The organism is Rhizobium sp. SU303, assembly GCF_021052345.1.
In the GTDB taxonomy this organism is placed as follows: domain Bacteria; phylum Pseudomonadota; class Alphaproteobacteria; order Rhizobiales; family Rhizobiaceae; genus Rhizobium; species Rhizobium laguerreae.
Genome location: NZ_CP088097.1, coordinates 404,697 through 426,435, shown reverse-complemented (window position 1 = coordinate 426,435; position 21,739 = coordinate 404,697). Strand labels below are relative to the sequence as shown.

18 protein-coding genes are annotated in these 21,739 nt (G+C 60.6%); 9 read left to right on the top strand and 9 right to left on the bottom strand.

All coding sequences use genetic code 11. From position 1 onward, the window contains the following. Positions 1 to 149: 149 nt before the first annotated feature. Positions 150 to 890, top strand: coding sequence for a FadR/GntR family transcriptional regulator (locus RlegSU303_RS30940; RefSeq protein ID WP_017957688.1), 741 nt, complete (start codon positions 150 to 152; stop codon positions 888 to 890). Positions 891 to 915: 25 nt separating this feature from the next. On the opposite strand, the gene RlegSU303_RS30935 is transcribed toward RlegSU303_RS30940, so the two are convergent. Next, positions 916 to 4,203 carry a GH36-type glycosyl hydrolase domain-containing protein gene (locus RlegSU303_RS30935; RefSeq protein WP_231283928.1) on the bottom strand — a complete coding sequence of 1,096 codons (3,288 nt, stop codon included), beginning with the start codon at positions 4,201 to 4,203 and terminating at the stop codon, positions 916 to 918. Between the two features lie 343 nt (positions 4,204 to 4,546). Here RlegSU303_RS30935 and RlegSU303_RS30930 point away from each other — a divergent pair, with 343 nt between their 5' ends. The 3 genes from RlegSU303_RS30930 (at position 4,547) to RlegSU303_RS30920 (ending at position 7,694) form a co-directional block, all read left to right on the top strand. After that, positions 4,547 to 5,215: a hypothetical protein gene (locus RlegSU303_RS30930; protein ID WP_017957686.1), complete on the top strand. Its 669-nt coding sequence runs from the start codon at positions 4,547 to 4,549 to the stop codon at positions 5,213 to 5,215. A gap of 605 nt (positions 5,216 to 5,820) precedes the next feature. Then, positions 5,821 to 6,081, top strand: a complete 261-nt coding sequence (locus tag RlegSU303_RS30925) for a hypothetical protein (RefSeq protein WP_131720063.1) — start codon at positions 5,821 to 5,823, stop codon at positions 6,079 to 6,081. A 299-nt stretch (positions 6,082 to 6,380) separates the two neighbouring features. Then, entirely contained in the window at positions 6,381 to 7,694 is a 1,314-nt protein-coding gene (locus RlegSU303_RS30920) for an MFS transporter (protein ID WP_131720064.1), read from the top strand. 178 nt (positions 7,695 to 7,872) lie between these two features. On the opposite strand, the gene RlegSU303_RS30915 is transcribed toward RlegSU303_RS30920, so the two are convergent. Then, a complete protein-coding gene (locus RlegSU303_RS30915; RefSeq protein ID WP_231283927.1) occupies positions 7,873 to 9,414 on the bottom strand; it encodes a DHA2 family efflux MFS transporter permease subunit in 1,542 nt (513 codons plus the stop codon). Positions 9,415 to 9,898: 484 nt separating this feature from the next. On the opposite strand from RlegSU303_RS30915, the gene RlegSU303_RS30910 reads away from it, so the two are divergent. Beyond that, the gene (locus tag RlegSU303_RS30910; protein ID WP_222373036.1) at positions 9,899 to 11,920 is read left to right on the top strand and encodes a beta-N-acetylhexosaminidase; all 2,022 of its coding nucleotides are present in this window, start codon (positions 9,899 to 9,901) and stop codon (positions 11,918 to 11,920) included. Between the two features lie 84 nt (positions 11,921 to 12,004). On the opposite strand, the gene RlegSU303_RS30905 is transcribed toward RlegSU303_RS30910, so the two are convergent. Further along, on the bottom strand, positions 12,005 to 12,469 hold the full coding sequence (locus tag RlegSU303_RS30905) for a winged helix-turn-helix transcriptional regulator (protein WP_017957679.1): 465 nt from the start codon (positions 12,467 to 12,469) through the stop codon (positions 12,005 to 12,007). A gap of 89 nt (positions 12,470 to 12,558) precedes the next feature. Here RlegSU303_RS30905 and RlegSU303_RS30900 point away from each other — a divergent pair, with 89 nt between their 5' ends. After that, positions 12,559 to 13,374, top strand: a complete 816-nt coding sequence (locus RlegSU303_RS30900; protein WP_017957678.1) for an oxidoreductase — start codon at positions 12,559 to 12,561, stop codon at positions 13,372 to 13,374. 50 nt (positions 13,375 to 13,424) lie between these two features. Next, positions 13,425 to 14,426: an NADP-dependent oxidoreductase gene (locus RlegSU303_RS30895; RefSeq protein WP_131621261.1), complete on the top strand. Its 1,002-nt coding sequence runs from the start codon at positions 13,425 to 13,427 to the stop codon at positions 14,424 to 14,426. A 102-nt stretch (positions 14,427 to 14,528) separates the two neighbouring features. Here RlegSU303_RS30895 and RlegSU303_RS30890 read toward each other — a convergent pair whose 3' ends face one another. Continuing rightward, positions 14,529 to 15,269, bottom strand: coding sequence for a helix-turn-helix domain-containing protein (locus RlegSU303_RS30890; RefSeq protein ID WP_017957676.1), 741 nt, complete (start codon positions 15,267 to 15,269; stop codon positions 14,529 to 14,531). Positions 15,270 to 15,546: 277 nt separating this feature from the next. Here RlegSU303_RS30890 and RlegSU303_RS30885 point away from each other — a divergent pair, with 277 nt between their 5' ends. Beyond that, complete coding sequence (locus tag RlegSU303_RS30885; protein WP_017957675.1) at positions 15,547 to 16,461, top strand: DMT family transporter; 915 nt, start codon at positions 15,547 to 15,549, stop codon at positions 16,459 to 16,461. Between the two features lie 35 nt (positions 16,462 to 16,496). Here RlegSU303_RS30885 and RlegSU303_RS30880 read toward each other — a convergent pair whose 3' ends face one another. The 5 genes from RlegSU303_RS30880 to RlegSU303_RS30860 all read right to left on the bottom strand — a co-directional run bounded on the left by RlegSU303_RS30880 (position 16,497) and on the right by RlegSU303_RS30860 (position 21,120). Beyond that, the gene (locus tag RlegSU303_RS30880; RefSeq protein WP_017957674.1) at positions 16,497 to 17,699 is read right to left on the bottom strand and encodes an ROK family transcriptional regulator; all 1,203 of its coding nucleotides are present in this window, start codon (positions 17,697 to 17,699) and stop codon (positions 16,497 to 16,499) included. An 82-nt stretch (positions 17,700 to 17,781) separates the two neighbouring features. Then, the gene (locus tag RlegSU303_RS30875) at positions 17,782 to 18,981 is read right to left on the bottom strand and encodes an MFS transporter (RefSeq protein WP_017957673.1); all 1,200 of its coding nucleotides are present in this window, start codon (positions 18,979 to 18,981) and stop codon (positions 17,782 to 17,784) included. 61 nt (positions 18,982 to 19,042) lie between these two features. Then, a complete protein-coding gene (locus RlegSU303_RS30870; protein ID WP_222283457.1) occupies positions 19,043 to 19,819 on the bottom strand; it encodes an SDR family oxidoreductase in 777 nt (258 codons plus the stop codon). A gap of 25 nt (positions 19,820 to 19,844) precedes the next feature. Then, on the bottom strand, positions 19,845 to 20,708 hold the full coding sequence (locus tag RlegSU303_RS30865; RefSeq protein WP_017957671.1) for a MurR/RpiR family transcriptional regulator: 864 nt from the start codon (positions 20,706 to 20,708) through the stop codon (positions 19,845 to 19,847). Positions 20,709 to 20,730: 22 nt separating this feature from the next. Next, positions 20,731 to 21,120 carry a RidA family protein gene (locus tag RlegSU303_RS30860; protein ID WP_017957670.1) on the bottom strand — a complete coding sequence of 130 codons (390 nt, stop codon included), beginning with the start codon at positions 21,118 to 21,120 and terminating at the stop codon, positions 20,731 to 20,733. 111 nt (positions 21,121 to 21,231) lie between these two features. Between RlegSU303_RS30860 and RlegSU303_RS30855 the strand changes: the two genes are divergently transcribed. Further along, entirely contained in the window at positions 21,232 to 21,714 is a 483-nt protein-coding gene (locus RlegSU303_RS30855) for a hypothetical protein (RefSeq protein WP_017957669.1), read from the top strand. Positions 21,715 to 21,739 lie beyond the last annotated feature (25 nt).

Sequence of the window (21,739 nt, the reverse complement as noted above, 5' to 3'; positions counted from 1 at the left end):
TGTAAAAACAAAGACCTAAAGCGCGGGGAGCTAATCTGAAAGATCGCGACGCGCTTTAGCACCGCTGCCCACCGCATTGGCGTGGATGCGGAATGCGAACAGGAAACGGGGTCGGCACAGCCGCCTCGACACCAGGATTTCGAAACAGGATGGCAGACAAGGACAACGCGGTCTTCAATACCATTCAGCAGGCGCCGAACCTGCGCAGCAATCTTGCCGACATGTTGACGGCGCAGATCGAGTCCGGTGACCTGAAGCCCGGCCAGCGCCTGCCGACCGAACAGGCGATCATGACGGCGACCGGCGTCAGCCGGACGATCGTTCGCGAAGCGCTCGCCGCGCTGCGCGCGAAGGGGCTGATCACCACGCGGCAAGGCCTTGGGGCTTTTGTCTCGAACGATCCGACGCCCCGATCTTTCTCCATCATTCCCAACGACCTGCAGTCGATCGACGAGGTTCTGCGCGTGCTGGAGCTGCGCATGGGGGTCGAATACGAAGCCGCGGGTCTTGCCGCGTTGCGGCGCACGCAGGAGGATATCGAGCGTATGCAGGATCGTCTCGACGCCCTCGACAAGGCGCTCGAGGAGGGTGGATACGGCGCGCAGGAGGACTACGCCTTCCACAGATCCATTCTGGTCGCGACGCACAACTCCTATTACGGCCGCCTCTTCGACACGTTCGGCAACATCATGGTGCCGCGGCAATGGGCGCGCTTGGACAAGATGACATCAGCCGAGCGCAAGCGTCATGCGGCGCGCATGCGCAGGGAACACCACGCCATATTCGCGGCGATCCGCGACTGCGACGAATCCGCCGCGCGCCGCGCCATCCGAAGCCACCTGTCGAAAAGTGCCGCGCGCTTCGAAGAGTTGCGCGACGCTACCGCATAATACCGCAGTGCATGGCGCCCCCGCTTCACACCTCAGGCTTCAACTTCATCAGCCGCCGCCAGGCGGCGTGGTCGGTTTGCAGATCAGCAGAAGCGTGGATCGCGGGCAGAAGCGGTTTGCGTTTGCGCCGGCCGAAGCGCCGTTTGAAGCCGAGGATATTTTCGACGAAGCTCCTGGTGTAGAGCCCGGGGCCGCTTGAATAGATCCGCCATCCGCCGTCGACGGCGATCTCTCCCGCCTTGACGCGTTCCCATTCGGCCGCTGCCTGATAACGGTCATGGAAAGCCGCGTCGCTGCTGCTGAAATAGGTGTTGCGCTGGCGCAGCGATGCATGCGGCAGCGCTGATGTGACAGAAATCGGATTGACGACGGCGATCGCCTTCCAGAGGTCCTCCGTCTCGGCATCGAGCGCCAACGTCTCGCAGTAGCGCAGATGCGCATGCACATACATCAGCCCGATCTCGCGGCCGAAGAAGGAGGAGGATTCGGCCCGGCGAAACAGCGTCTCGGCCCCGCCGGCATAGGTCGCGGGCTTTTCCATCAGCCGCACCCCGTCGGGGAAGAGCAGATGCTCTTCGATCAGCTTCATATGATTGCGTCTTTGAACCGGCGTGAAGAGGCCGCCGAGCATCGCCTGCGTCATCGAGATCAGCGAAAAATACAGGCCGGTGCGCCGGTCGCTTGGATGCAGCAGCAATTCAACGCCGTCATGGCTGGGATCGAAGATGCCATAGCCGGCAACGACGCCGCCACGCACGAGATGGCGGTTGAAATCCCGGCGCATCGCCGTTGCGATCTTCCTCAAGCCCTTGGCCTTGTTGCCATGGCCGAGGCGGCGCAGGATCGCCGAATAACGGACGATCTGCTCGTAGAGCAGGGCAACGGTCCAGCTGCTGACCATCCAGTCGCGCAGATGCGGATCGGCCGGCTGCAGTGAATCGTTCCAGTCTCCCTCGCCATAGCGGATCAGATGCGTTCCGGGAATGAAAGCTTCGCGAACGGTCTCGAGCAGCTTCTCGACATGGATCGCGATGCTGTCGAGCTCCGGCGCCCGGGCCATCGTCTTTTCGTCGCGCCAGGAGACTTTCTCGTCGAGGATGGCGAGATCGCCCGTCGCTTCGATATAGTCGCAGAGCGCCTTTAGCGGCCAGACGACGATGTCGCCGTGACTATCGCCCGCCCGGATGTTGGCATAGGGCTCCAGCATGAACCATTGCGGCCAGTCGCCTTTTTCCAAGTATTGTTCGCTAAAGACGGTTTTCAGCACCTCCTTGGCTTCGCGGTCATGCTCATAGGCAAGCAGGAATTCGATCGGGCCCTGGCATGCGTCGCGTGTGCCCCAGGCCGCACCGGTATATTGCTCGAGGCCGTGTGGTACGCTCAGATGCACGATCGCATCATGCGCGAGCCAGGGCAGGAGGGTCGTCTGCGCGGCAAGGTCGGGCGCCGTGCTGCCGATCGTCAGGCCGCGCACGGTGTTCCGCCAGAATTTTGATGCCGGTGCAAGCATGGCTTCATCGGTAACGCCGGCCTCATAACGTTGCGCCAGCCGCTCGGCTTCCGCCGCATCGGTCATCGAGCCGACGACAGCGAAAGAGAGCGCCTGCGTCGGCCGGGATCTGAGTGCGACGAAAGCGCCGTTGCGCGTTACCCCATCACTGTAGAGCAGTTCGTCGCCGCCGATTTCTTCGATGGCATCGGGCGTCGAACTCACCAGCCAATAGCCGGCATCGGGATAGCGCTCGCCCCAGAGCCAGGCCGGGTCCGGCCGGAAAAGGATGCGTTTGCCCGACGGATCGAATTCGATCTGCCCGCCCGCGTCATATTCGCGCTCGCCGAGCACGACATGACCAAACACCAGGAAGCGACACGGCTTGCCCTCGACGGAGACAGTCCACTGCATCGCCGCATCCTCGCCGGAGGCGACCGCCGACACGATGATCGTGCGTTCGGGGAGGCGATAGATCCAGCGGCAATCGCTGAGCCCCATTTCGAAAGCCGACGGCACCGCCAGAAGCTGCCAGCCGGCGCCGACATCCGCCATGATGCGTAGCCCGCTGGCGCGGGTCAGATTGTAGGGGTCGCGGGAGACGGAAAAGAGCTTGTGAAAGGACGTATTGCCGATCGTCAGCTGGGCGGCGAAAATGCCCTGCATCCAGCAGGTCGCGGCAAGCGTCGCATCGTCGAGCAGCATGTTTTCACCGCTTCTGACGATCGCGCCGTGACGGCGCGCCACCATGAGCTCCTTGTCGCGCAGGACCACATGGCGGTTCAAAACGCCGTCCGGCACGAAAAACGAGAGAAGCTTTCCATCGACGCGCTCTTCCAGGCTCCGCTCCGGATAGAGCTTGCCGATCGCCTTTTTGTCCAGTGCCTCGGCCTTCAGCAGGGCAGCATCCTGGAGCAGGCTGCGGACCGGTGCTCCCTCCTCGATATCGGCGGCCGCACTGTCTGTCGCCGCGAGCTCGTCAAGCCGTGAAAGGTCGGCATCGCTCGACGCCTCAGGATGATCGGCGGCGAACACAGCAAAGAAGGTCGCGGTCGCGCCACTTGCCGACACGGAGAGCGATTTCGACTGAATGGCGGGGCACGCCGTCTCCTGCTGCCGCCGTTTGCTCGGCAGGTTGGTGCCGAAGGGGCCGACCAGCAGGTCGTCGAGGCGGTCGCTCGCCTGCACCAGCTGGATCGCATCGGTGGCATAGGCAGCCGCGCCATCGAGGCAGCCCTGCGCGAGCCAGGGGTTGCGGGCGCCCGACTGCTTGAGATTTTGCCGGTTCATCACGACAGGGCCGAAGGTCTCGTGACCGGCGATATGATGATCGACATATTGAGAGGCATAGGCTTCGCTATTCATCAGGAAGCCGCGATCGCCGAGACCGACGTCCTGGATCAGCACCAGATCGACCGGCAGCGTTCCGTCCTTCAGATGCCGGATGGAGACACGCCAGAACCAGGCCGTTTCGGCGGGATGAAGTTCGAGGCGGACGGTGTAGCCGATATCGCCTCTCTTGCCGCTCCAGGAGAGGCTCGTCGCATCGTGCCCGAAGCTGCCGTCGGCGCGAGACCCAACAAGCTCGACGACATCAGGCGCAGCCCCGCCGACGCGCAGATAAAGGCGACTGACGCCGCCGGTAAGCGGCGAGCCCTGGATCTGGTTGATCTGCACTGATCCCTTGTCGTCGGCGTATTCGATGGCAAACAGGGTGCCGTTCGGCAAGGCCGATATCGACAGGCCGGAACCGTTGCTGATCGTGAAGAGACCAAGCTCATCGCGTCGGGGCATTTGAAAACTGCGGTCAAGGTCCGTGGCCATTGAGATCTCGTCGATTGGCTTCAGAAGGGAACTTGAGGATGACGCAAAATGGTTGAGAGAAATCTTACTACTATCGCCGGTTCTCGATTAGGTCCTTGAAAGACAGGCCAGCCGATATCACTTGATGTTCAATTCGAAAAGTTGCACCGAGAGGTCATTGCCAAGCGTCAAAGGAACTGAGGTCGCCGGTGATGATGATGCCGTGCGGTTGCTCAATGGCGCCACACGGCGGGAACGGAGTTCCCTATCGTTTAAGTTCAAGGCAAACTGGGACGGAAAGCGCTGATTCCGTCTGTGCGTGCTACTTGACGCAACTCGCGGCTCCCATTCAACGAGGTGACTATTGACGCAGTTCTTCGAAACCACTCAAGGGATCATGGTAATGGGAGCATTCATTGGCGCTGGCGGTTTAGCCGCTGGCTCCCTGCTTCCCATCGTCATTCGACTTGCGAAGTCTGGGATCAACCGGCGCCCGAAAGCCGAGGTTAGAAACCTAGCGATGCTGACGGTGCTGGCCCTAGATGATTTTGTCGGAGCCAGCTACGCGGCCGTTCACGACATGCCCGAGTTCAATCCCATGGATGAAGGCGAATTCGCGTTTCATGTTCGCGATCCAACCCTTGCACTTCCGCACGACGCAAACTGGGGACTTTTTAGTACCGAGCTTTCAGAAGAAATTTTGTGGTTGTCGAACCGAGTGAAGACCCTTTCTTATGCGTTGGATAGTCTCGACCTTTCCAAGCCCGGATACGATGGCTTCTTCGAGCGACGCCAAGAAGGTTATGCTGGGCTGGCGGCTGAAGCGATGGACATTATTGAGCGTATGCTCGAAGAGTTTGACCTCACCCTGCCTGCCAAGCCAGATTATTATCGCCAGCGGGAAGGTCTCGTTTCAGCTATCCAAAAGGCTGGAGAAAACAACTCGCGGCACCCAAAGGCGCGCGCTCTCGCGCACCCGAGTGGGTCGAATGTGCTGCAACTGTTCCCAAAGGCGAACGACGACGCCGAGTAAAATCAAGCGAAATCGTCGAACCCGATCAAAGGCATTGCGTCCTCACGCATGGCCTCTTCTCCATAGGATGGCTCGTTTCATCGCGGCCTAGTTCGGCGCCGGATCGACGCCATCTAAAAAGTTCTAGATCCAGGGCGCGGCAGCAGCCTTCAAGATGCCATCCTCCACGGCTCCTTCGGCTGGATGATCCGCCGCTGCATAGCTGCATTGCACAAAAAATGTTTTCCAACTGGTCAAAAAAGGAGCATGGTGAATGTAGCTGATGCAACACGACGGCTTTCCTCCCAGTTCCGTCGTTTCAGCTGTTCCCCTCTGGAGGTTTATACCTTCACAACTAATGGGCCACGGTTTTCCGTCGGCCCACTTTTTTTGTCTGCGAAAATCACGCGTTGCCGCCGGGGTTGATCGACCGGCATCCAATTCCCAGGCGCTGGCTTTGGTCCTATAACCGTAATTCAGTCATCAATAGAGTTTTTTGAGACCGGAGCGATATGCGAGCCACGCCGTGGCGACGCGGACGTAAAAGTGGCCGACGAAGCCAAGCAGGGGACACTGCTTTAGGAGTTCGGCTCCTGCAGAGAAAGCGACACAGCGGTGAGGGTTTGATGGCAGAACGAATGTCTGAACGCGCCAAGGGTGACATCGACGCTATCTTGGAACGGCTCTATCGGGTTTCCCCGGAGCTGGATAGAATTGCCGCCGACTGCGAGAGAGCTTTGCGGCTCAATGCTGAAGCAAGAGGCGATTACATTTCGCCACGAACCATGCAGGCGTTTGCCGAAATGCGCGATGCCGTAAGCACGCTATATGGCGCGGCGCAGAATGCGATGAAGGAAGCCGATAGGTTCTTTAAGCCGAAATCGTAGGTTAGATTTGCTGCCATTACGCGATAGGACCATGGAGCGGCACAGCTGATGAATTCAACCACTCGCCAAGTTAACCGTTCATCTTCGGGAGCTTAAACAACGAGGAGCTCCGCCCAACCTTAGCAGCGGCCTCTCAGGCTCCGGCCCTAAGCTTCAGATCAGATGTACGAACGGATCACCTTGCAGAATGTCATGAAACGCCCAGGTAAAACTGGAAAACGGCCATCGCGGCTTGCGGCTGTGATCTTTCGGGCTGAATGCGCTATGAGCGGACCACGGCAGCCGGGTATGGAAAACAAATGACCACAATCACCATCGACGATGCACTCAACCACGCGGGAGCAGGACGATATCAGCGACGGCTGATGGCCATCTTCGGCTTGGTCTGGGCAGCTGACGCCATGCAGGTCATCGCGGTGGGCTTCACAGCGGCTTCGATCGCCACGAGCTTCGAACTAACGGTGCCGCAGGCGCTTCAGACGGGCACGGTGTTTTTCCTAGGCATGTTTTTGGGCGCAATGGGGTTTGGCAGGCTTGCCGACCGGATCGGCCGCCGCGGCGTTCTGATCGCGACTGTCTCCTGTGATGCCGTCTTTGGCACGCTGTCGATATTCGCGCCAGACTTCACCTTCCTCCTGTTCATGCGCTTCCTGACCGGAGCAGCGGTCGGCGGGACGTTGCCGGTGGACTATGCGATGATGGCCGAATTCCTGCCGGCGAAGAACCGAGGCAGGTGGCTGGTGCTGCTGGAGGGTTTCTGGGCCGTCGGAACCCTGGTCGTCGCAATTGCAGCCTGGCTGCTCAGTCTATGGAACGTGGCCGAAGCCTGGCGGTTTATCTTTGCCGTTACAGCGGTCCCGGCGATTATCGGTTTCGGTCTGCGGTTTTTCGTGCCGGAATCGCCGCTCTATCTTCTGCGCAAGGGAAGGGGTGGAGAAGCAAAGGCGATCATCGACCGGATGATCCTGGTGAATGGCCGCCGTGCCCTGGGAGAAGAGGTTGACATAGCGCCTGCGACACCGACGCGTAGTGTCGGAATATTCTCCCACGCTCTGCGGCGTCGAACCATTCTGATCCTCGCGGTTTGGTTTCTGGTATCCATTTCTTACTATGGTGTCTTCACCTGGATGCCTCCGAAACTTGCCGGGGACGGCTTTGGCTTCGTTCGAGGCTACGGTTTTCTTGTGCTGATCGCGCTTGCCCAGATCCCCGGGTATGCGCTCGCTGCCTACGGAGTCGAAAAGTGGGGGCGGCGTCCAACGCTTGTGGCATTTTGCATCCTTTCCGCGATGGGATCCATTTTGTTCGTCGTCGGCTCATCCGCACTCTTGGTAGCGTCGTCACTGCTAATCATGAGTTTCGCGCTACTTGGTACGTGGGGTGCACTCTACGCCTATACGCCAGAGCTTTATCCTACTGCGTCCAGGGCAACCGGGATGGGTGCCGCCGGTGCTATGGCTCGGCTTGGAGGGCTGCTTGCGCCATCGTTGATCGGTCTTTTTGTGACTAAAGATTTCGGCCTGGTCATCGGGATTTTCGCTGCCCTGCTGCTGTTGGCAGGTGCCGCAGCCTATTTCATCGATGCAGAGACACGCAGTGCTACGCTGGCCTAGAAGCGGTTGACCGATGCGGTGGCCTCCATCTCAGGATGGCGGAGGGTAGGGTTCCGACCTTGTCGCAGAATAAATTTTTGTGGCGAAGACTGACAGCTGGCGGCGCCATTGCAGTCTCGTCTCCACGTTTTTCAACAGCTTAATTGATTCCCTTAAAGCGGTTTCGTCAACCTGGTTTTCACGTTGACGTTGGCCGCCTGGCAAAGGGCACTGAGAGCAGGGCGCAGCCGGTCAGGACGGCAATCACCATCCAGGCTTCGTTGATCGCCTGGACGCTTGCCGCGGTCTGGATCAGCGGATCAAGCAGCGCCGTGGTATCCGCGTCGAAGCTGCCGCTATGCCCGGATATCGTCTGAAGAGGCGCGCCGACGAATGTCGCGGCCTCGACGTCGCCGGCGTGAAGGCGGGTCCAGAGACCCTGTCCCAGCGGCTCCGAGCGCGTGTAGATGATGGTGTCGATCAGCGCGATGCCGATGGCCCCGCCGAGATTGCGCATCAGGTTGAAAAGTCCGCTCGCGTCGGGAATGCGGTCTGGCGGCAGAGTGCCGAGCGCCAGTCGCGTCGGTGGCAGCAGGCAAAACATGATGGCGACGCCGCGCACGACCTGCGGCCAGAACATCGCGTCATAATCCGAACGAGGGTCCTGAAAAGCGCTCATCCCGACACCGATCGCAAAGAGCGCGAAACCGGCGGCCGACAGCACGCGCGCGTCCATCCGCTTCTCCAGCGCGACCGCGATCGGCGCCGTGATCAATTGCGCGACGCCGGTGACCAGCATCGTCATGCCGATTTGGAGGGCGTCGTGTCCTCTGACGAAAGCGAGGAAGACCGGCATGAGATAGACCGAGCCGAAGAGGCCGATGCCGAGCACGAAGCTCAGAACCGAACCGACGAGAAAGTTTCGATCGCCGAAATTTCCGAGATCGACGATCGGCCGGTCTCTGCGCAGCGTTCGCCAGATGAAGACACCTCCCGACGCAAGGCAGACCGCCAGCAGACTTAGGACATAGGCCGAGATCCAGCCGCTCGTCGGCGCCTCTTTCAGGCTGAGTTCCAGGCTCGTCAGCGCGGTTGCCATCAGCAGAAGCGACAGGCCGTCGAGATGCCTGAGTTCGGACGGATCGGTCGCCTGCCTCGGCAGGGACCGTGCCGCCAGGATTGCCGAGGCAATGCCTGGAAGGATGTTGATCAGGAACAGCCAGTGCCAGGAATAGGTCTCTGTCAGCCATCCGCCGACGATCGGTCCGACGGTCGGGGCCAAAACCGCGAGAACGCCGGCGATCGTCGTCGCAAGCGCCTGGCGCTCGTTCCGAAAGAGAATGAACACGGCCGAAAACACCGAGGGGATCAGGGTTCCGCCGGAAAAACCCTGAAGCACCCGCCAGGCGACCAGCTCACCGAAGCTGCCGCTCATTGCACAGCCGGCGGAGGCTGCGACGAACAGGCTGATGGCGGTAACGAACAGCCATCGCATCGTCAGAAGCCGCGTGAAGAAGCCGGTGAGCGGGATCGCCACCACTTCGGCGATGAGATAGGCCGTCTGTATCCAGCTCATCTGATCCGGATCGATATCCAGCGCCGACTGGATGGTCGGCAGCGATGTCGCCACCACCTGGACGTCGAGGATCGCCATGAACATGCCGACGCACATCGCCATGAAGCCGAGCCAGACGATGGCGGGTGTTTCATCAGGGCGGGCAGATTCAAGTCGTTCCGACATGCGATGATCCCGCGCGCTGCATTCTCCGCCCAAGGTGCGAAGACTAAGGCTGATCCTGTTTAAGATCGAGACGGTCGACGGTATGCCGCAATCAAAGACGTGGAGCGCAATTCCGCCGATGCCGACACCATAGTTCGGATGAGGACGGAAGCGATAGGGATCTGCCAACACAAATACGTCACCAACGCGACCAGCCGTCCCACGCCCGAAGAGGTCTTCCTGCAGTTCGGTGCGCGTCGCTGAGAGCTGCTCCGGAGCGCCGCAGAAATTTCAAATCGGCAATTGACGTGCTGGCTGGAAACTGACTATCAATCTTAAATCAATTTGATTGACTTCAAGAACGACGGGATCGCGTGGGTGAGGTTACTTTGATCAACTATGCCCCCGCTCCTTCCATCGGAGCCGGCTTTGCGGCAGCAATCGTTCCGCTCTCGGTAGTGCGCCGGAATGCTTATGATCCGATCTCCAAGAAGAAAGAGTGACCATGTCCACATCGCGACCGAAAGCCCTGCGGCTTGAAACCCTTTGGAACCCGCCTGCTGACGGTAAGGAGTTCTCCTACGTCCTGCGTCTCAAGAACCTCGGCACCGAGCCGCTTTCGAATTTCTCCCTCTGCGTCAGCGGCCCAGGCCGTGTCGATCCGGCCGGTCGTGTCGAAGGCGCCACGGTTTCGCAGCGGCTCTCGAATTTCACCGAATTCCAGCCGCCAGCCAATTTCGTTCTCGGCGCCGGCGAGACGTGGACGATCTCGGTCTACGCGCTAAGCTGGCAGTTCCGTCACTGGACGGACGGCGCGACGAGCGGCTATCTCGCGCTTTCCGATGGCAGCACGATCGTGCTCACGATAGAGCCGACGCGATCTTCGGTCAGCAACGCCCCATTGAAGCGTGGCGCCGAGATCTATCCGGTGCCCGTCAATGCGCCTGTTCAGGTGTCGATCATCCCCTGGCCGAACCATATTTCAGTCACTTCCCGCCGGCCGCTGCCGGCCGGTTTTGCGCCGCAGGCGCAGAGCACTGAAGGGGAGGCAGCAGCAAGAAGTTTCGCAGCGCTGGTCGAGCATCTCTTCGCCGTCGAAGGCATCGTGCGAAGCGAGGCGGAAGGCGCGGATCCGGTTGCCTTGAAGGATGCCGCCGGGCTCGGGCCAGAGGCCTACCGGCTGAGCTTCGAGGGTGAGACGATCACGATCGAGGCCAGCAGCCAGACCGGCTTCCTCTACGGCCTCGTCACGCTCGGCCAGATCTGGCGCGGTGCAAGGCTGCATCCCGAGGTCTTCCAGTTTCCGGCATCAGGCGAGATCGTCGATGAGCCGTCGATGGGCTGGCGCGGCCTGCATCTCGACGTCGCCCGCCAGTTCTATGGCGCAGCCGAGGTCAAAAAGCTGCTGGCGGTTCTTGCCTGGAACAAGCTCAACCGTTTCCACTGGCACCTTTCCGACGACGAGGCCTGGCGCGTTGAGATCGACGCCTATCCTGATTTGACCGCGGTCGGCGCCTGGCGCGGCCACGGTCTCGCCGTTCCGCCGCTGCTCGGTTCGAGCCCGGCCCGCACGGGCGGTTACTACACCAAGGCTGCGATCCGCGAGATCGTCGCCCATGCCAAGAGTTTCGGCGTGGAGATCGTGCCGGAGATCGATGTCCCCGGCCATTGCTACGCCATGTTGCAGGCAATACCGGAATTGCGCGATCCGGCCGAGGTCGGCAGCTACTATTCAGTTCAGGGCTTTCCCAATAATTGCATCAATCCGGCCCGCGAAAGGACCTATGAGATCGTCGAGACGATCCTTTCGGAACTCATCGAGCTTTTCCCGTTCAAGACCATCCATCTCGGCGCCGACGAAGTTCCTCTTGGCGCGTGGTCCGGTTCGCCGGAAGCGCTCGAACGCCTGCGTAGCGTGGCGGGCGACGAGGTTGCCGATGCGCATACCAAGCGGCTGAACGTGGTGACCAATACCCACGGTGCCGACGACATCCACGGCTCGGGCGCCGCCATCCTGCAGGCGGAGTTCCTGAGCCGCGTCCAGCGCTTCCTTGCGAGCAAGGGCTGCATCACCGGCGGCTGGGAAGAGGCAGCCCACGGCGATGTCATCGACAAATCGAAGAGCTATCTCTGCAGCTGGCGCAATGTCGAGGTCTCGGCCGAACTCGCCGAGCGCGGCTATGAAATGGTCGTCTGCCCCGGACAGGTCTATTACCTCGACATGGCGCTGAGGCCCGACTGGGATGAGCCCGGCGCCAGTTGGGCGGGGACTTCGGACGCGGAGAAGCTCTACAATTTCGATCCCATCGGCGGCTGGACGGCGAGCCAGAAACAGAAACTCCTCGGCATTCAGGCCTGCATCTGGTCCGAGCCGATGACCGATCGCGCCGTTTTCGACCGCCTCGTCTTTCCGCGCCTTTCCGCGCTTGCCGAAACGGGCTGGACGAAGCCGTCATCCAAGTCGTGGGAGCGTTTCAGGGCGCTCGCAGGACTGATGCCGCTGCTCTACGGGCTGCAACAGTCGTAGCGCTCCGATTGGCCGCGGGTTTTGATTTGAGGATCAGCCTTGCCATTGCCGGAGGCGGTGATGGCAAGGATACCGACATCGCTTTCAAGGGGATTTGTCAGGCGCCGCGGGCAGCTCGCATTCGGGTGCGGCGATACGAATAGGACGGGTTCCAATCTCCGCGCCTGTCGCGCGGTCGATGGTGAGGGGATCGATCTCCGTTCCGGCCTCAGCGTCGAAGAAACGGGTGACTGCGCCGCCGCTGCGATGCTTGCGGCCCCAGGCGCCGATCGCAAACAGCACCGGCAAAAAGTCGCGGCCGGCTTCCGTCAGCACATATTCATCGCGCGGCGGACGCTCGGAATAGCGACGCTTTTCCAGCAATCCTTCCTCGGTCAGCGATGACAGCCGCCCCGTCAGCATTGTCGGGACGATGCCGAGGCTTTTGCGAAATTCATCGAAGCGGGTCAGCCCCGCATGGGCGTCGCGCATGATCAACATGCTCCACGCATCGCCGACGAGCGCCAGGCTGCGGGCGATCAGGCAGGGCTGGTTCGAAAGATTCTTCATGTCGATATCTTTTTAGTAGTGACTTGCTATCAAATTGATAGTAACAGAATGCCCATGAACATTCCACGACAAAATGAAGGCAGACGTCGATGAGCAAAAGAGAACGCGGCATTGCCCTGGTCACAGGGGCTTCTTCCGGCATCGGGCTGGTGACGGCGCAGGCCTTGCTGCGCGACGGTTACCAGGTGTTCGGCACCAGCCGAAAGCCGATGGCCGACATCGTCGACGGTATCACAATGCTGGTCTGCGACGTCATCGACGATCAATCCGTGCAGGGCGTCGTCGACGAGGTTCTGAAACGCACGGGACGGATCGATCTTCTCGTCAACAATGCCGGGATCGGCCTGCTCGGCGGCGCCGAGGAATCGACGACGGCACAGGCCAAAGCCGTTTTCGACGTCAACGTCTTCGGCACGATGCGCATGACCAATGCGGTGCTGCCGGTGATGCGGCGGCAGCGCAGCGGCCGGATCATCAACCTGAGCTCGATCCTCGGGCTGATCCCGGCGCCCTTCAACGCGCTTTACGCAGCGACCAAACACGCGATCGAAGGTTATTCGGAATCCCTCGACCATGAAGTGCGCACGCAGGGCATCCGCGTCGTGCTCGTCGAACCGGGCGTCACGCGCACCTCATTCGAAGAGAACATCACACGGCCGGACCGGCCGCTCGCCGTTTATGATACAGTGCGCACCGATGCCGAGAAGCTGATGCGCGAAATCGTTTCGAAGGGCGATGCGCCCGAAGTGGTCGCCGCAACCGTCGTCAAGGCCGCCAATGCGCCATCGCCCAAGAGGCGGTACACGGCCGGAAGGGCCGCAGGGCAGATCCGTTTCATCCGCCGCTTCCTGCCGGAGTCCTTCGTCGACAAGAGCCTCCGGAAATTCAACAAACTTCCCGGTTGATCCTGGCTTGCCGCATTGTCGGCTCTCGCAGAAAATGAAAGTTCGCCCCCATGAAAGCATTCCTGATCGACCGCTACAAGAAAGGCGGCGCCCTCAGGCTCGGCCAGAGCCCTGAACCGCAGCTCCGCAAGAACGACGTCATGGTCGAAATCCATGCCGTCAGCGTGAATCCGCTGGATGCCAAGATCCGGGACGGAGAGTTCAAGCTCGTCCTGCCTTACCGGCTTCCGCTGGTGCTTGGCAACGATGTCGCCGGTGTCGTGGTCCGGGTTGGGGCCAATGTCAGGCAGTTCAAACCCGGTGACGAGGTCTATGCGCGTCCTGACCAGGATCGCATAGGCACCTTCGCCGAGTACATCGCCATCGACGCTGCCGATGTTGCGCTGAAGCCTGCCAATCTCAGCATGGAAGAGGCCGCATCCATTCCGCTTGTGGCGCTGACTGCATGGCAGGCGCTGGTCGAGCGCGCCAAGCTGCAGAAAGGCCAAAAGGTATTGATCCATGCGGGCTCCGGCGGCGTCGGCACCATCGCCATCCAGCTTGCCAAGCATCTCGGCGCCCATGTGGCGACGACCGCCAGCACCGCGAACACAGCTCTGGTGAAAAGCCTCGGCGCCGACGTGGTGGTCGATTACAAGAAGGACGATTTCGAGACGGTGCTGAAGGGCTATGACGTCGTACTGAACAGCCTCGGCAAGGAGACGCTGGAGAAATCGCTCAGCGTCTTGAAGCCGGGCGGCAAGCTGATCTCGATATCAGGTCCGCCCGATCCCGATTTCGCCAGGGAAAACGGCTTCGGCTGGCTGCTGCAGCAGGTCATGCGCTTCTTGAGTTTCGGCATCAGGTGGAAATCGAAACGCCGGGGGATCGGCTATTCCTTTCTCTTCATGCAGGCAAACGGCGCGCAGCTCGGCAAGATCACCGCGCTGATCGAGGCGGGCGCCATCCGTCCCGTCATTGACCGGGCCTTCCCGTTCGAGAAGACCAACGAGGCGCTGGACTATGTCGAAACGGGACGCGTCAAGGGCAAGGTCGTGATCGCGGTGAAGTGAGGTCTGGAAATCCGATGAGTCCTCGGCTTAGCCGAGCGGCTTTTGCAGAATGCCGAAGCGCGGATTGGTTTCGAAAGAGAAGTGCGCTCGAGCGAAGGGGCTTCACTGTCGTTGCCGGTAGGCAGAGGGCGTGACGCCTGTGCCCAACTTAAATGCCCGTGTCATGTGGCTCTGGCTGCTGAAGCCGCAGGCCGAAGCGATCTGTGCGATTGGGTCCATGGCTGATAACATCGATTTGGCGCGCTCGACACGCCGGTGAGCCACCCAGCCATGCGGGGACACACCATAGCTTGCCCGGAACATCCGCTGAAAATGAAAAGCGCTGAGCTGCCCGATCGCCGCCAGATCCTGCAAGCGGATTGTCTCACCGAGATGGGCCTCGATATACTCCAGACTCCGGCGCCGGACATGAGGAGCGAGCCCGCCGCTGATCGCGCAGGGGCGCATCCCTCCATAACGCGGATCAACGAAGAAATCGTTGATCGCCTGCGTCATCGCTTCTTCAGCCAGCAGATGACCGCCCGCCAACATCGCTTTCGTCATCTGCCGAAGTGTGCGCGCCAAGGCGGGTGCATCCGCGAATGTTAATTCGGGAAGAGCCATGAGCCGCGCATCGCGGTCAAACGTCTCGGCAAACATCCGGCGCATCTGATCGTCGGGAACATACAGATGGACGAATTCGGAGAAGTCGGTGATTTCCCATTCGGACGAGTGCTCCTGTGGCATGATGCACAGGACCCCCGGACGGCCGCGCGCGCCTGGGCTGCCATCCAGACGACGCGTTCCGGCGCCGCCTCTCAGATAAAGACTGAACGTATGACCGTTCGGCCGCTGATAGCTCATCCTGTCTTGTGCATTGCTCCAGATAGCGGCTGATCGCCCGAAACCCAAATCGATGGACTGTGACATCCGTGCAGTGGGAGATGCGGACAAAAACCTGAAAACCGAGGGGTGACTATATTTCACCAATTCTTCCCCACACATGACCATGCCGCGCGAACATTACCGGCGGACGACCCGCATGGCGAGCCGGAAGTCCGGGCAAATCGATTTCATAGCAAGAATCTGCAAGAGACCTGCTCACGGCTCGCATATTGGTCGGGGAAACGAGGATCACTCCATGGCAAATGCCGCTCTCTTCATCGCGACCGTCCTCATATGGGGGACGACTTGGATCGCCATTGCGATGCAGGTCGGTCCCGTGCCGGTCTTGGTCTCGGTCTTTTACAGATTTGCGGTCGCAGCAGTGATCCTCGTCGCCATCCTGGCTGCCATGCGGCGGCTCAAGCTCCCTGCATTGCGCGATCAACCTTTCATCCTTGCGCAAGCGCTCTGCCTGTTCAGCCTCAATTTCATCTGTTTCTACAACGCCGCCGCCTCTATCCCGTCCGGCCTAATCTCCGTGATCTTCTCGCTCGCAACGATCTACAATGCCGTCAATGCGCGCCTCTTCTTCGGCGACCGCATTACCGGCCGCACACTTCTCGCAGCGGCGCTCGGAGCAACCGGCCTTCTCCTCCTTTTCGGACAGGACGTTGTCGTCGATTTCGATATGGGCACGTTGAAAGGGATCGGGCTCGCTGCGCTTGGCACGCTGTTCTTCTCGCTGGGCAATATGGCATCGCGTCGAAACAGCGCGGTCGGAATCTCACCGCTGACCGCCAATGCCTGGGGCATGACCTATGGCGCGATCGTCCTCCTCTTCCTGATTACCGTGACGCAAACGCCGATCGTCGCGCCGCCTGACATCACCTATCTTGCCGCCATGCTCTATCTCGCGGCAATCGGATCGGTGATCGGCTTCACCACCTACCTCATGCTGGTGTCCCGCATCGGCTCCTCACGCGCTGCCTATGCCACCGTCCTGTTCCCGATCGTCGCCCTGTCGTTGTCGACGGTCTTCGAGGGCTACCACTGGAGCGGTCTGGGCCTGATCGGCCTGGCGCTGACGCTTCTCGGCAACGTGGTCATTTTTGCGCGACCTCTGGCCCGTCGGCCGCTGCCGTCAGATGCGAGACTGCCGGCAGGCGGATGAGAGGCCGGCGTCGGCAATCTCCCGGACCGAGATGGCTAGCCGAGCGGCTTTTGCAGGACGTCGAAGCGCGGATTGGTTTCGGAAAAGATCGGCAGGGCAGCGGCGCCGAGGATTGCCGTATCCTTGCCGGTCATGCCGATCATTACGCGGGGAATGGTCCGCTTTTGATTGGGGTCGATCGGCGTGTGCAGCGGCTCCAGCCGCTCTGCAAGCCGAAGCATCAGCGATGTCGATATGCTGCCGCCGAGCACGATGGTCTGAGGATCAAAGGCCAGTTCCAGAAAATCGACGGTCTGCCGCAGCGGCTGGACGGCCTGATCCAGCCAGGCGTCGAGACCTTCGCCGCCCTTGGCGATCAGCGCATCGAGATCGTCGGGCGACATCTCCTCGGCATTGGCAATGCCCATGAATTCATAGGCGACGGTCGGAGACACGTAGCGATCAAGACAGCCGCGCTTGCCGCAGCTGCAGAGCTTGCCATGCGGCTCGACGATGACATGCCCGATCTCGCCGGCATTGTTGCGGCTGCCCTTGTAGAGGTGGCCGTCAAGGAACATTCCGGCGCCGATGCCACCGCCGCCTGCGAGAAACAGATAGACGAAGCTGCCCAAACCGCGGGCGACGCCATGAAGACGCTCGCCGATCGCTGCTGCCGTCGCATCGTTTTCGACCAGCACCGGCACCTTTACCCGTTGTTCCAATTCATGCCCGACGGGAAAACCCTGCCAGCCGGGCAGGTTCAGCGGGCTGAGCGATGTGGTGCCGCCATCGGCATAGCGGCCGGGCAGGGCCATCCCGACGCCGAGCAGCCTGTTCCGGTCGAATGTGAAGGCCTGCTGAAGATCCTCGACGATGGACTGGAGAGCCGGCATCGCCCTTTGCGGATCGGGATGTTCGACGTGGCGTTCGATGCGCGCGCAAACGGCGCCGGAGAGATCCGTCAGGACCCCGCTTGCGCGCTGGCGGCCAAGTTCGAGGCCTATCGAATAGGCGCCGCGCGGATTGATGGTGTAAGGGATGATCGGTTGGCCGCGCGCCAGCTTCTGCGCCTCGGACGGAACGAGAAGGTGCGATCTCTCCAATTCCTCGACGATATTCGAAACAGTCTGAGCAGTCAGCGCCGTCATCCGGGCGATCGCAGCGCGCGACAAGGGGCCGTTCGTGCGGACAGCCTCGATCACCACACGCCGGTTGTGAGACTTGGCCTGTTCGAGATTCGTGCCGGATATCGCCTTCATGTCGCCTTCAACAAAATGGTGCGTCACCCTTGTCACAAGACGAACACCGATGAAAGCTCCATTCTTCGGAACGTCTATTTGCTCAACGGGCACCGCGTCTGTGCAAGAGGCCAATGATCGCTATCCCGGACAATCCGGTGACGGCGCTGAGGATGGCGGTTCCAGAATAGCCGGTCACATAGGTGCCGGCGGCAAAAACCAGCGCGCCGATCCCGGCGCTGGCGAAGATGTTGACGGAGATCAGCGCACTGCCGAGCCCCGGTCGGTCGGCAATCAGATCCTGCAGATAGGTGATCGGAAAGCTGATGATCGCCGCCGCTCCGATGCCGGCGAGCAAGGTGAGCGCATAGAGATGCCACGGCTCAGAGGCAAGACCGAGAAGGCTGAGGAAGACGGCGTAGATGATGGTGCCGGCCGCAAGCGCCGTCATTTGGCCGGTTTTCCGGGCGATCCGCGACCAGATGATGATGAAGACGACCTCCAGCAATGCGACGATGCCGACCAGAATGCCGACATCGCTGAGCCTGCCATGCGCGGCACCGGTGACAATCAATGGCAGCAGGGCGTCATTGAGATGCAGCGTGCTGGTGATCAGCGCCACCCCCCAAATATGCGCGGATATTCGCGGAGAAACCACCTGGCGAAGCGCACCGAGATAGGTGAGATGATGAACTGCTGCCATCTCCGTCGCCGCCCGCTTCGGCAAGGCGAACAGGATGATGCCCTGGCAGAGCAGACATGAGATGGCGGCAAAGAGGTAGGCCGGCAGCATGCTCGATGCGCCAGACAGCAGCAGGCCGGTGATGCCGGGGATCAGCACCCAGGACAGCGAGATCATGGCGCGCACGCCGGAGTTGGCCGTCACCATGTCGCTTCGGCTCATGCCGTGCATCGCCGCACGCGCATTGGCAAACAGCAGCGAGTTCAGCGCGCCGTAGATCGGCAGGGGCAGCAACCCGCTGATAACGAAGATGGCTGCAGTCGGAAAGGCGTAGACCATGCCGTAGCCGACGATGCCGAACAGGCAGGCGCCGATCATCGTCGATCGGTACTCACCCAGCCGGTCGGTGAGATTGCCGAGCAGAATGCTGATGACGACGTTCACCGCCGCCGAGATGAAACTCAGGAAAGAATAGAGGCCGTCGCTCAAGCCCAATTCGCGGATGCCGATGATCGAGCGGTAAGGTGCGGTCATCGCTCCCGCCATCCCGAAGGTGAAAATGGCAATCATGCAGGCGCGGATCGCCGGATTGCGGAAGACGTCGGGAAAAAGTCGGCTCATGCGATCATCGATCAGACGTAAGCCGGCTTCACAACCTGCCCCTCTTGTCTTCCTCAGGGTTTCAGTAATGTTCCGATTGTGAGAAGGTCCGCGCGAGTTCGGCCTGGCCGGCCGTGAGGCCGCAATCGACAGGCAGGCAGACGCCTGATATCGCTGCGGCCAGGGGACCGGCGAGGAAGGCCACGGCATTGGCGACATCTTTTGGATCGACGACGCGCTGCAGCGGATACCAGCGGCGTGCTTCCTCGAAAACATTCGGATTGGCTGCCGCGCGTACTTCCCAGGCCTGCGTCTTCACAGTGCCGGGTGCGACGGCGTTGGACCGGATGCCGAACTTGCCGTATTCCACGGCGACCAGTCGGGTAAAATGCAGAAGGCCTGCCTTGGCGACGCTATAGGCCGGGTGTCCGAAGACATGCATGCCGTTGACCGAGGCGATGTTGACGACCGAACCCCTCGAGGCCTTCAGCATGGGCTCGAACGCGCGGAAACATAAGAATGCCGCTTCGAGATTAAGCGCATTGTCCGCCCGCCAGATCTCAGGCGTCGTCTCATGCAGGCTGGTCGCGCGGGCGGCACCGGCATTGTTGACCAGGGTTCGAACCACACCGACGTCGGCGGCGCGTCTTGCCAATTCGGCAATGCTCGTCTCACTGGTGACATCGCTTTGGATGGCGACGAAGCGATTGTCCGGCCCGAGCTTCAATGCCACGGCAGCCGCGGCCTCCGCATCGATATCGGCGAGCAACACGACGTCGTGGTCATCGGCGAGCCGTGCGGCGATCGCCGCGCCGATATCGCCTGCAGCGCCGGTAACGATGGCTATCGACTGCGTCATTTTCCGTAGCTCCCGTTCATGAACCTCAATCTCCAAGCAATTGCCGGTCGTCGCCGTCACGGTGAATGACAAGCTGCTGCTTGATACGCCGAAGCGTGGTCGTCGCCTTCGGCTGAACGGCATAGGCGACCAGGCTCGACAGGATATCGATCGTCGCGATGTAGGCGATGCGCGTCGAGGTCGGGCGATAGATATTGTGGCCCTCGGGAAGGTCGATAGCCACGACGATTTCGGCGGCCTTGGCAACGGGGCTGGCCGTCTGGGTCAGCGCGATCGTCTTCACCTTGGTCTGGCGGGCAAGCTCGAAGGCGCGCACCAGCTCCGTATTGCGCCCTGAGAAGGACGAGCCGATCAACACGTCGCCGGGCCTTGCCGCGGCAGCCATCATCAGCTGCATGCTGTGGTCGGAACTTGCCGTGATGCGAAGCCCGAGACGGAAGAGCCGGTTCTGAAGCTCGTCGGCGATCATCGACGAATTGCCGCCCGACCCGAACGCATAGATCATATCGGCCTTGGCGATATGCGAAACGGCGGCTTCGATCGCAGCAAGATCGAGCGACCGATGCAGGAGAAAGAGCGCGTTCTGGGCCTTGGTGATGATATCCTGGGCGACATCGGCCGGATCGGTGCTTTTCGATTCCGGTTTCAGGTAACGAACGCCGATATGGGCGGTGCGGGCAAGCTGCACCTTGAAGTCGGAGAAACTCTCGCAACCGAGCCGCCGGCAAAAGCGCGTGACGGTCGGCGGCGATACCTCGGCCCGTTCCGCCAGCTCGATGATCGAGGCATTCACGGCAAACTCGAAGTCGTTGACGATAATCTCCGCGATGCGGCTCTCGGAGGGAGAGAGCCTGCTCTTGTCTTCCTGCAGCGTTGAAAAGATATCCAAGCCCGTCCCCCCCGATAGTTTTCTATCTATCCTTCTTCTTATAGGCCACGCAGTCGATCTCAACCTTACAATCAACCATCATCGACGATTGCACACAGGCGCGTGCCGGCGGATGTTCGCCGAAATACCCCTCATAGATTTTGTTGAAGGTCCAGAAGTCGCGTGGATCGTCGAGCCAGACGCCGACGCGGACCACATCCTCGACGCCATATCCGGCCTCATCGAGGATCGAAAGGACATTGGCGATCGTCTTGTGGGTCTGGGCGATGATATTGCCGTCGATGATTTCGCCATTTTCCATCGCAACCTGTCCGGAAACATACAGCCATCCGTCGGCTTCGACCGCACGTGCGAAAGGCAGCGCTTTGCCGCCGGCGCCCGTTTGAACAGTGCCATAGCGCTTGATCGGCATGCTGAGGTCCTTGCAAATTATTTTCTTGATAAGTTGACAAGTGACCATAGAAAGCAGAATTTGGCCAGTGAAAAACACCGTTTATGAAAAGAATTTCAATCCGGGGCTGATATGCGCGATCCTTTCCAGAATCCTTTCCCGTCAGACAGCGCCCGGCATGCAATCTGGGAAATGCTCGTTCTGCGCGATATCGATGCGTTTCTGGCGGCCGATTGGTCGATGGTGGAGCATGACTTCGTCGAAGAGGGCTTCATCGGTATCGATGCCCAGAAGCAGGTCAGCCCCGACAGGTGGCGTCTGGCATTTCCGACGCTGTCGGCCTATCGCCAGGAATGGCTGAGGCAGGCAAAGGATTTCGCCGAGCAGAGTTTCGCAGAAGACGCGCGCACGGCGATCTTCACCACGACGACGCTTGAGGATATCGAAATCGAGGGCGAAATGGCCCTCGTCCGCAAGAAATTCGACGGCGGCATTACCAAGAGCGACGATACCCGGGACGTCCTGCAATGGCAGACGCTCTATTACTGCAGGCTTCACCAAGGGCGCTGGAAAATCTCAGGTTTCACCGGCTACCTGCCGAACCCGATGGGGTAAAGCAGAGCCGACAACACGAAGGCGA

What these genes read in the sequence shown, in the direction of transcription:
- RlegSU303_RS30895 (WP_131621261.1), top strand. Translation starts at nt 13,425, where the DNA reads ATGAAAGCATTCCTGATCGACCGCTACAAGAAAGGCGGCGCCCTCAGG.
- RlegSU303_RS30885 (WP_017957675.1), top strand. Translation starts at nt 15,547, where the DNA reads ATGGCAAATGCCGCTCTCTTCATCGCGACCGTCCTCATATGGGGGACG.
- RlegSU303_RS30860 (WP_017957670.1), bottom strand. Translation starts at nt 21,120, where the DNA reads ATGCCGATCAAGCGCTATGGCACTGTTCAAACGGGCGCCGGCGGCAAA.
- RlegSU303_RS30890 (WP_017957676.1), bottom strand. Translation starts at nt 15,269, where the DNA reads ATGAGCTATCAGCGGCCGAACGGTCATACGTTCAGTCTTTATCTGAGA.
- RlegSU303_RS30920 (WP_131720064.1), top strand. Translation starts at nt 6,381, where the DNA reads ATGACCACAATCACCATCGACGATGCACTCAACCACGCGGGAGCAGGA.
- RlegSU303_RS30855 (WP_017957669.1), top strand. Translation starts at nt 21,232, where the DNA reads ATGCGCGATCCTTTCCAGAATCCTTTCCCGTCAGACAGCGCCCGGCAT.
- RlegSU303_RS30940 (WP_017957688.1), top strand. Translation starts at nt 150, where the DNA reads ATGGCAGACAAGGACAACGCGGTCTTCAATACCATTCAGCAGGCGCCG.
- RlegSU303_RS30875 (WP_017957673.1), bottom strand. Translation starts at nt 18,981, where the DNA reads ATGAGCCGACTTTTTCCCGACGTCTTCCGCAATCCGGCGATCCGCGCC.
- RlegSU303_RS30900 (WP_017957678.1), top strand. Translation starts at nt 12,559, where the DNA reads ATGAGCAAAAGAGAACGCGGCATTGCCCTGGTCACAGGGGCTTCTTCC.
- RlegSU303_RS30915 (WP_231283927.1), bottom strand. Translation starts at nt 9,414, where the DNA reads ATGTCGGAACGACTTGAATCTGCCCGCCCTGATGAAACACCCGCCATC.
- RlegSU303_RS30870 (WP_222283457.1), bottom strand. Translation starts at nt 19,819, where the DNA reads ATGACGCAGTCGATAGCCATCGTTACCGGCGCTGCAGGCGATATCGGC.
- RlegSU303_RS30905 (WP_017957679.1), bottom strand. Translation starts at nt 12,469, where the DNA reads ATGAAGAATCTTTCGAACCAGCCCTGCCTGATCGCCCGCAGCCTGGCG.
- RlegSU303_RS30935 (WP_231283928.1), bottom strand. Translation starts at nt 4,203, where the DNA reads ATGGCCACGGACCTTGACCGCAGTTTTCAAATGCCCCGACGCGATGAG.
- RlegSU303_RS30925 (WP_131720063.1), top strand. Translation starts at nt 5,821, where the DNA reads ATGGCAGAACGAATGTCTGAACGCGCCAAGGGTGACATCGACGCTATC.
- RlegSU303_RS30910 (WP_222373036.1), top strand. Translation starts at nt 9,899, where the DNA reads ATGTCCACATCGCGACCGAAAGCCCTGCGGCTTGAAACCCTTTGGAAC.
- RlegSU303_RS30880 (WP_017957674.1), bottom strand. Translation starts at nt 17,699, where the DNA reads ATGAAGGCGATATCCGGCACGAATCTCGAACAGGCCAAGTCTCACAAC.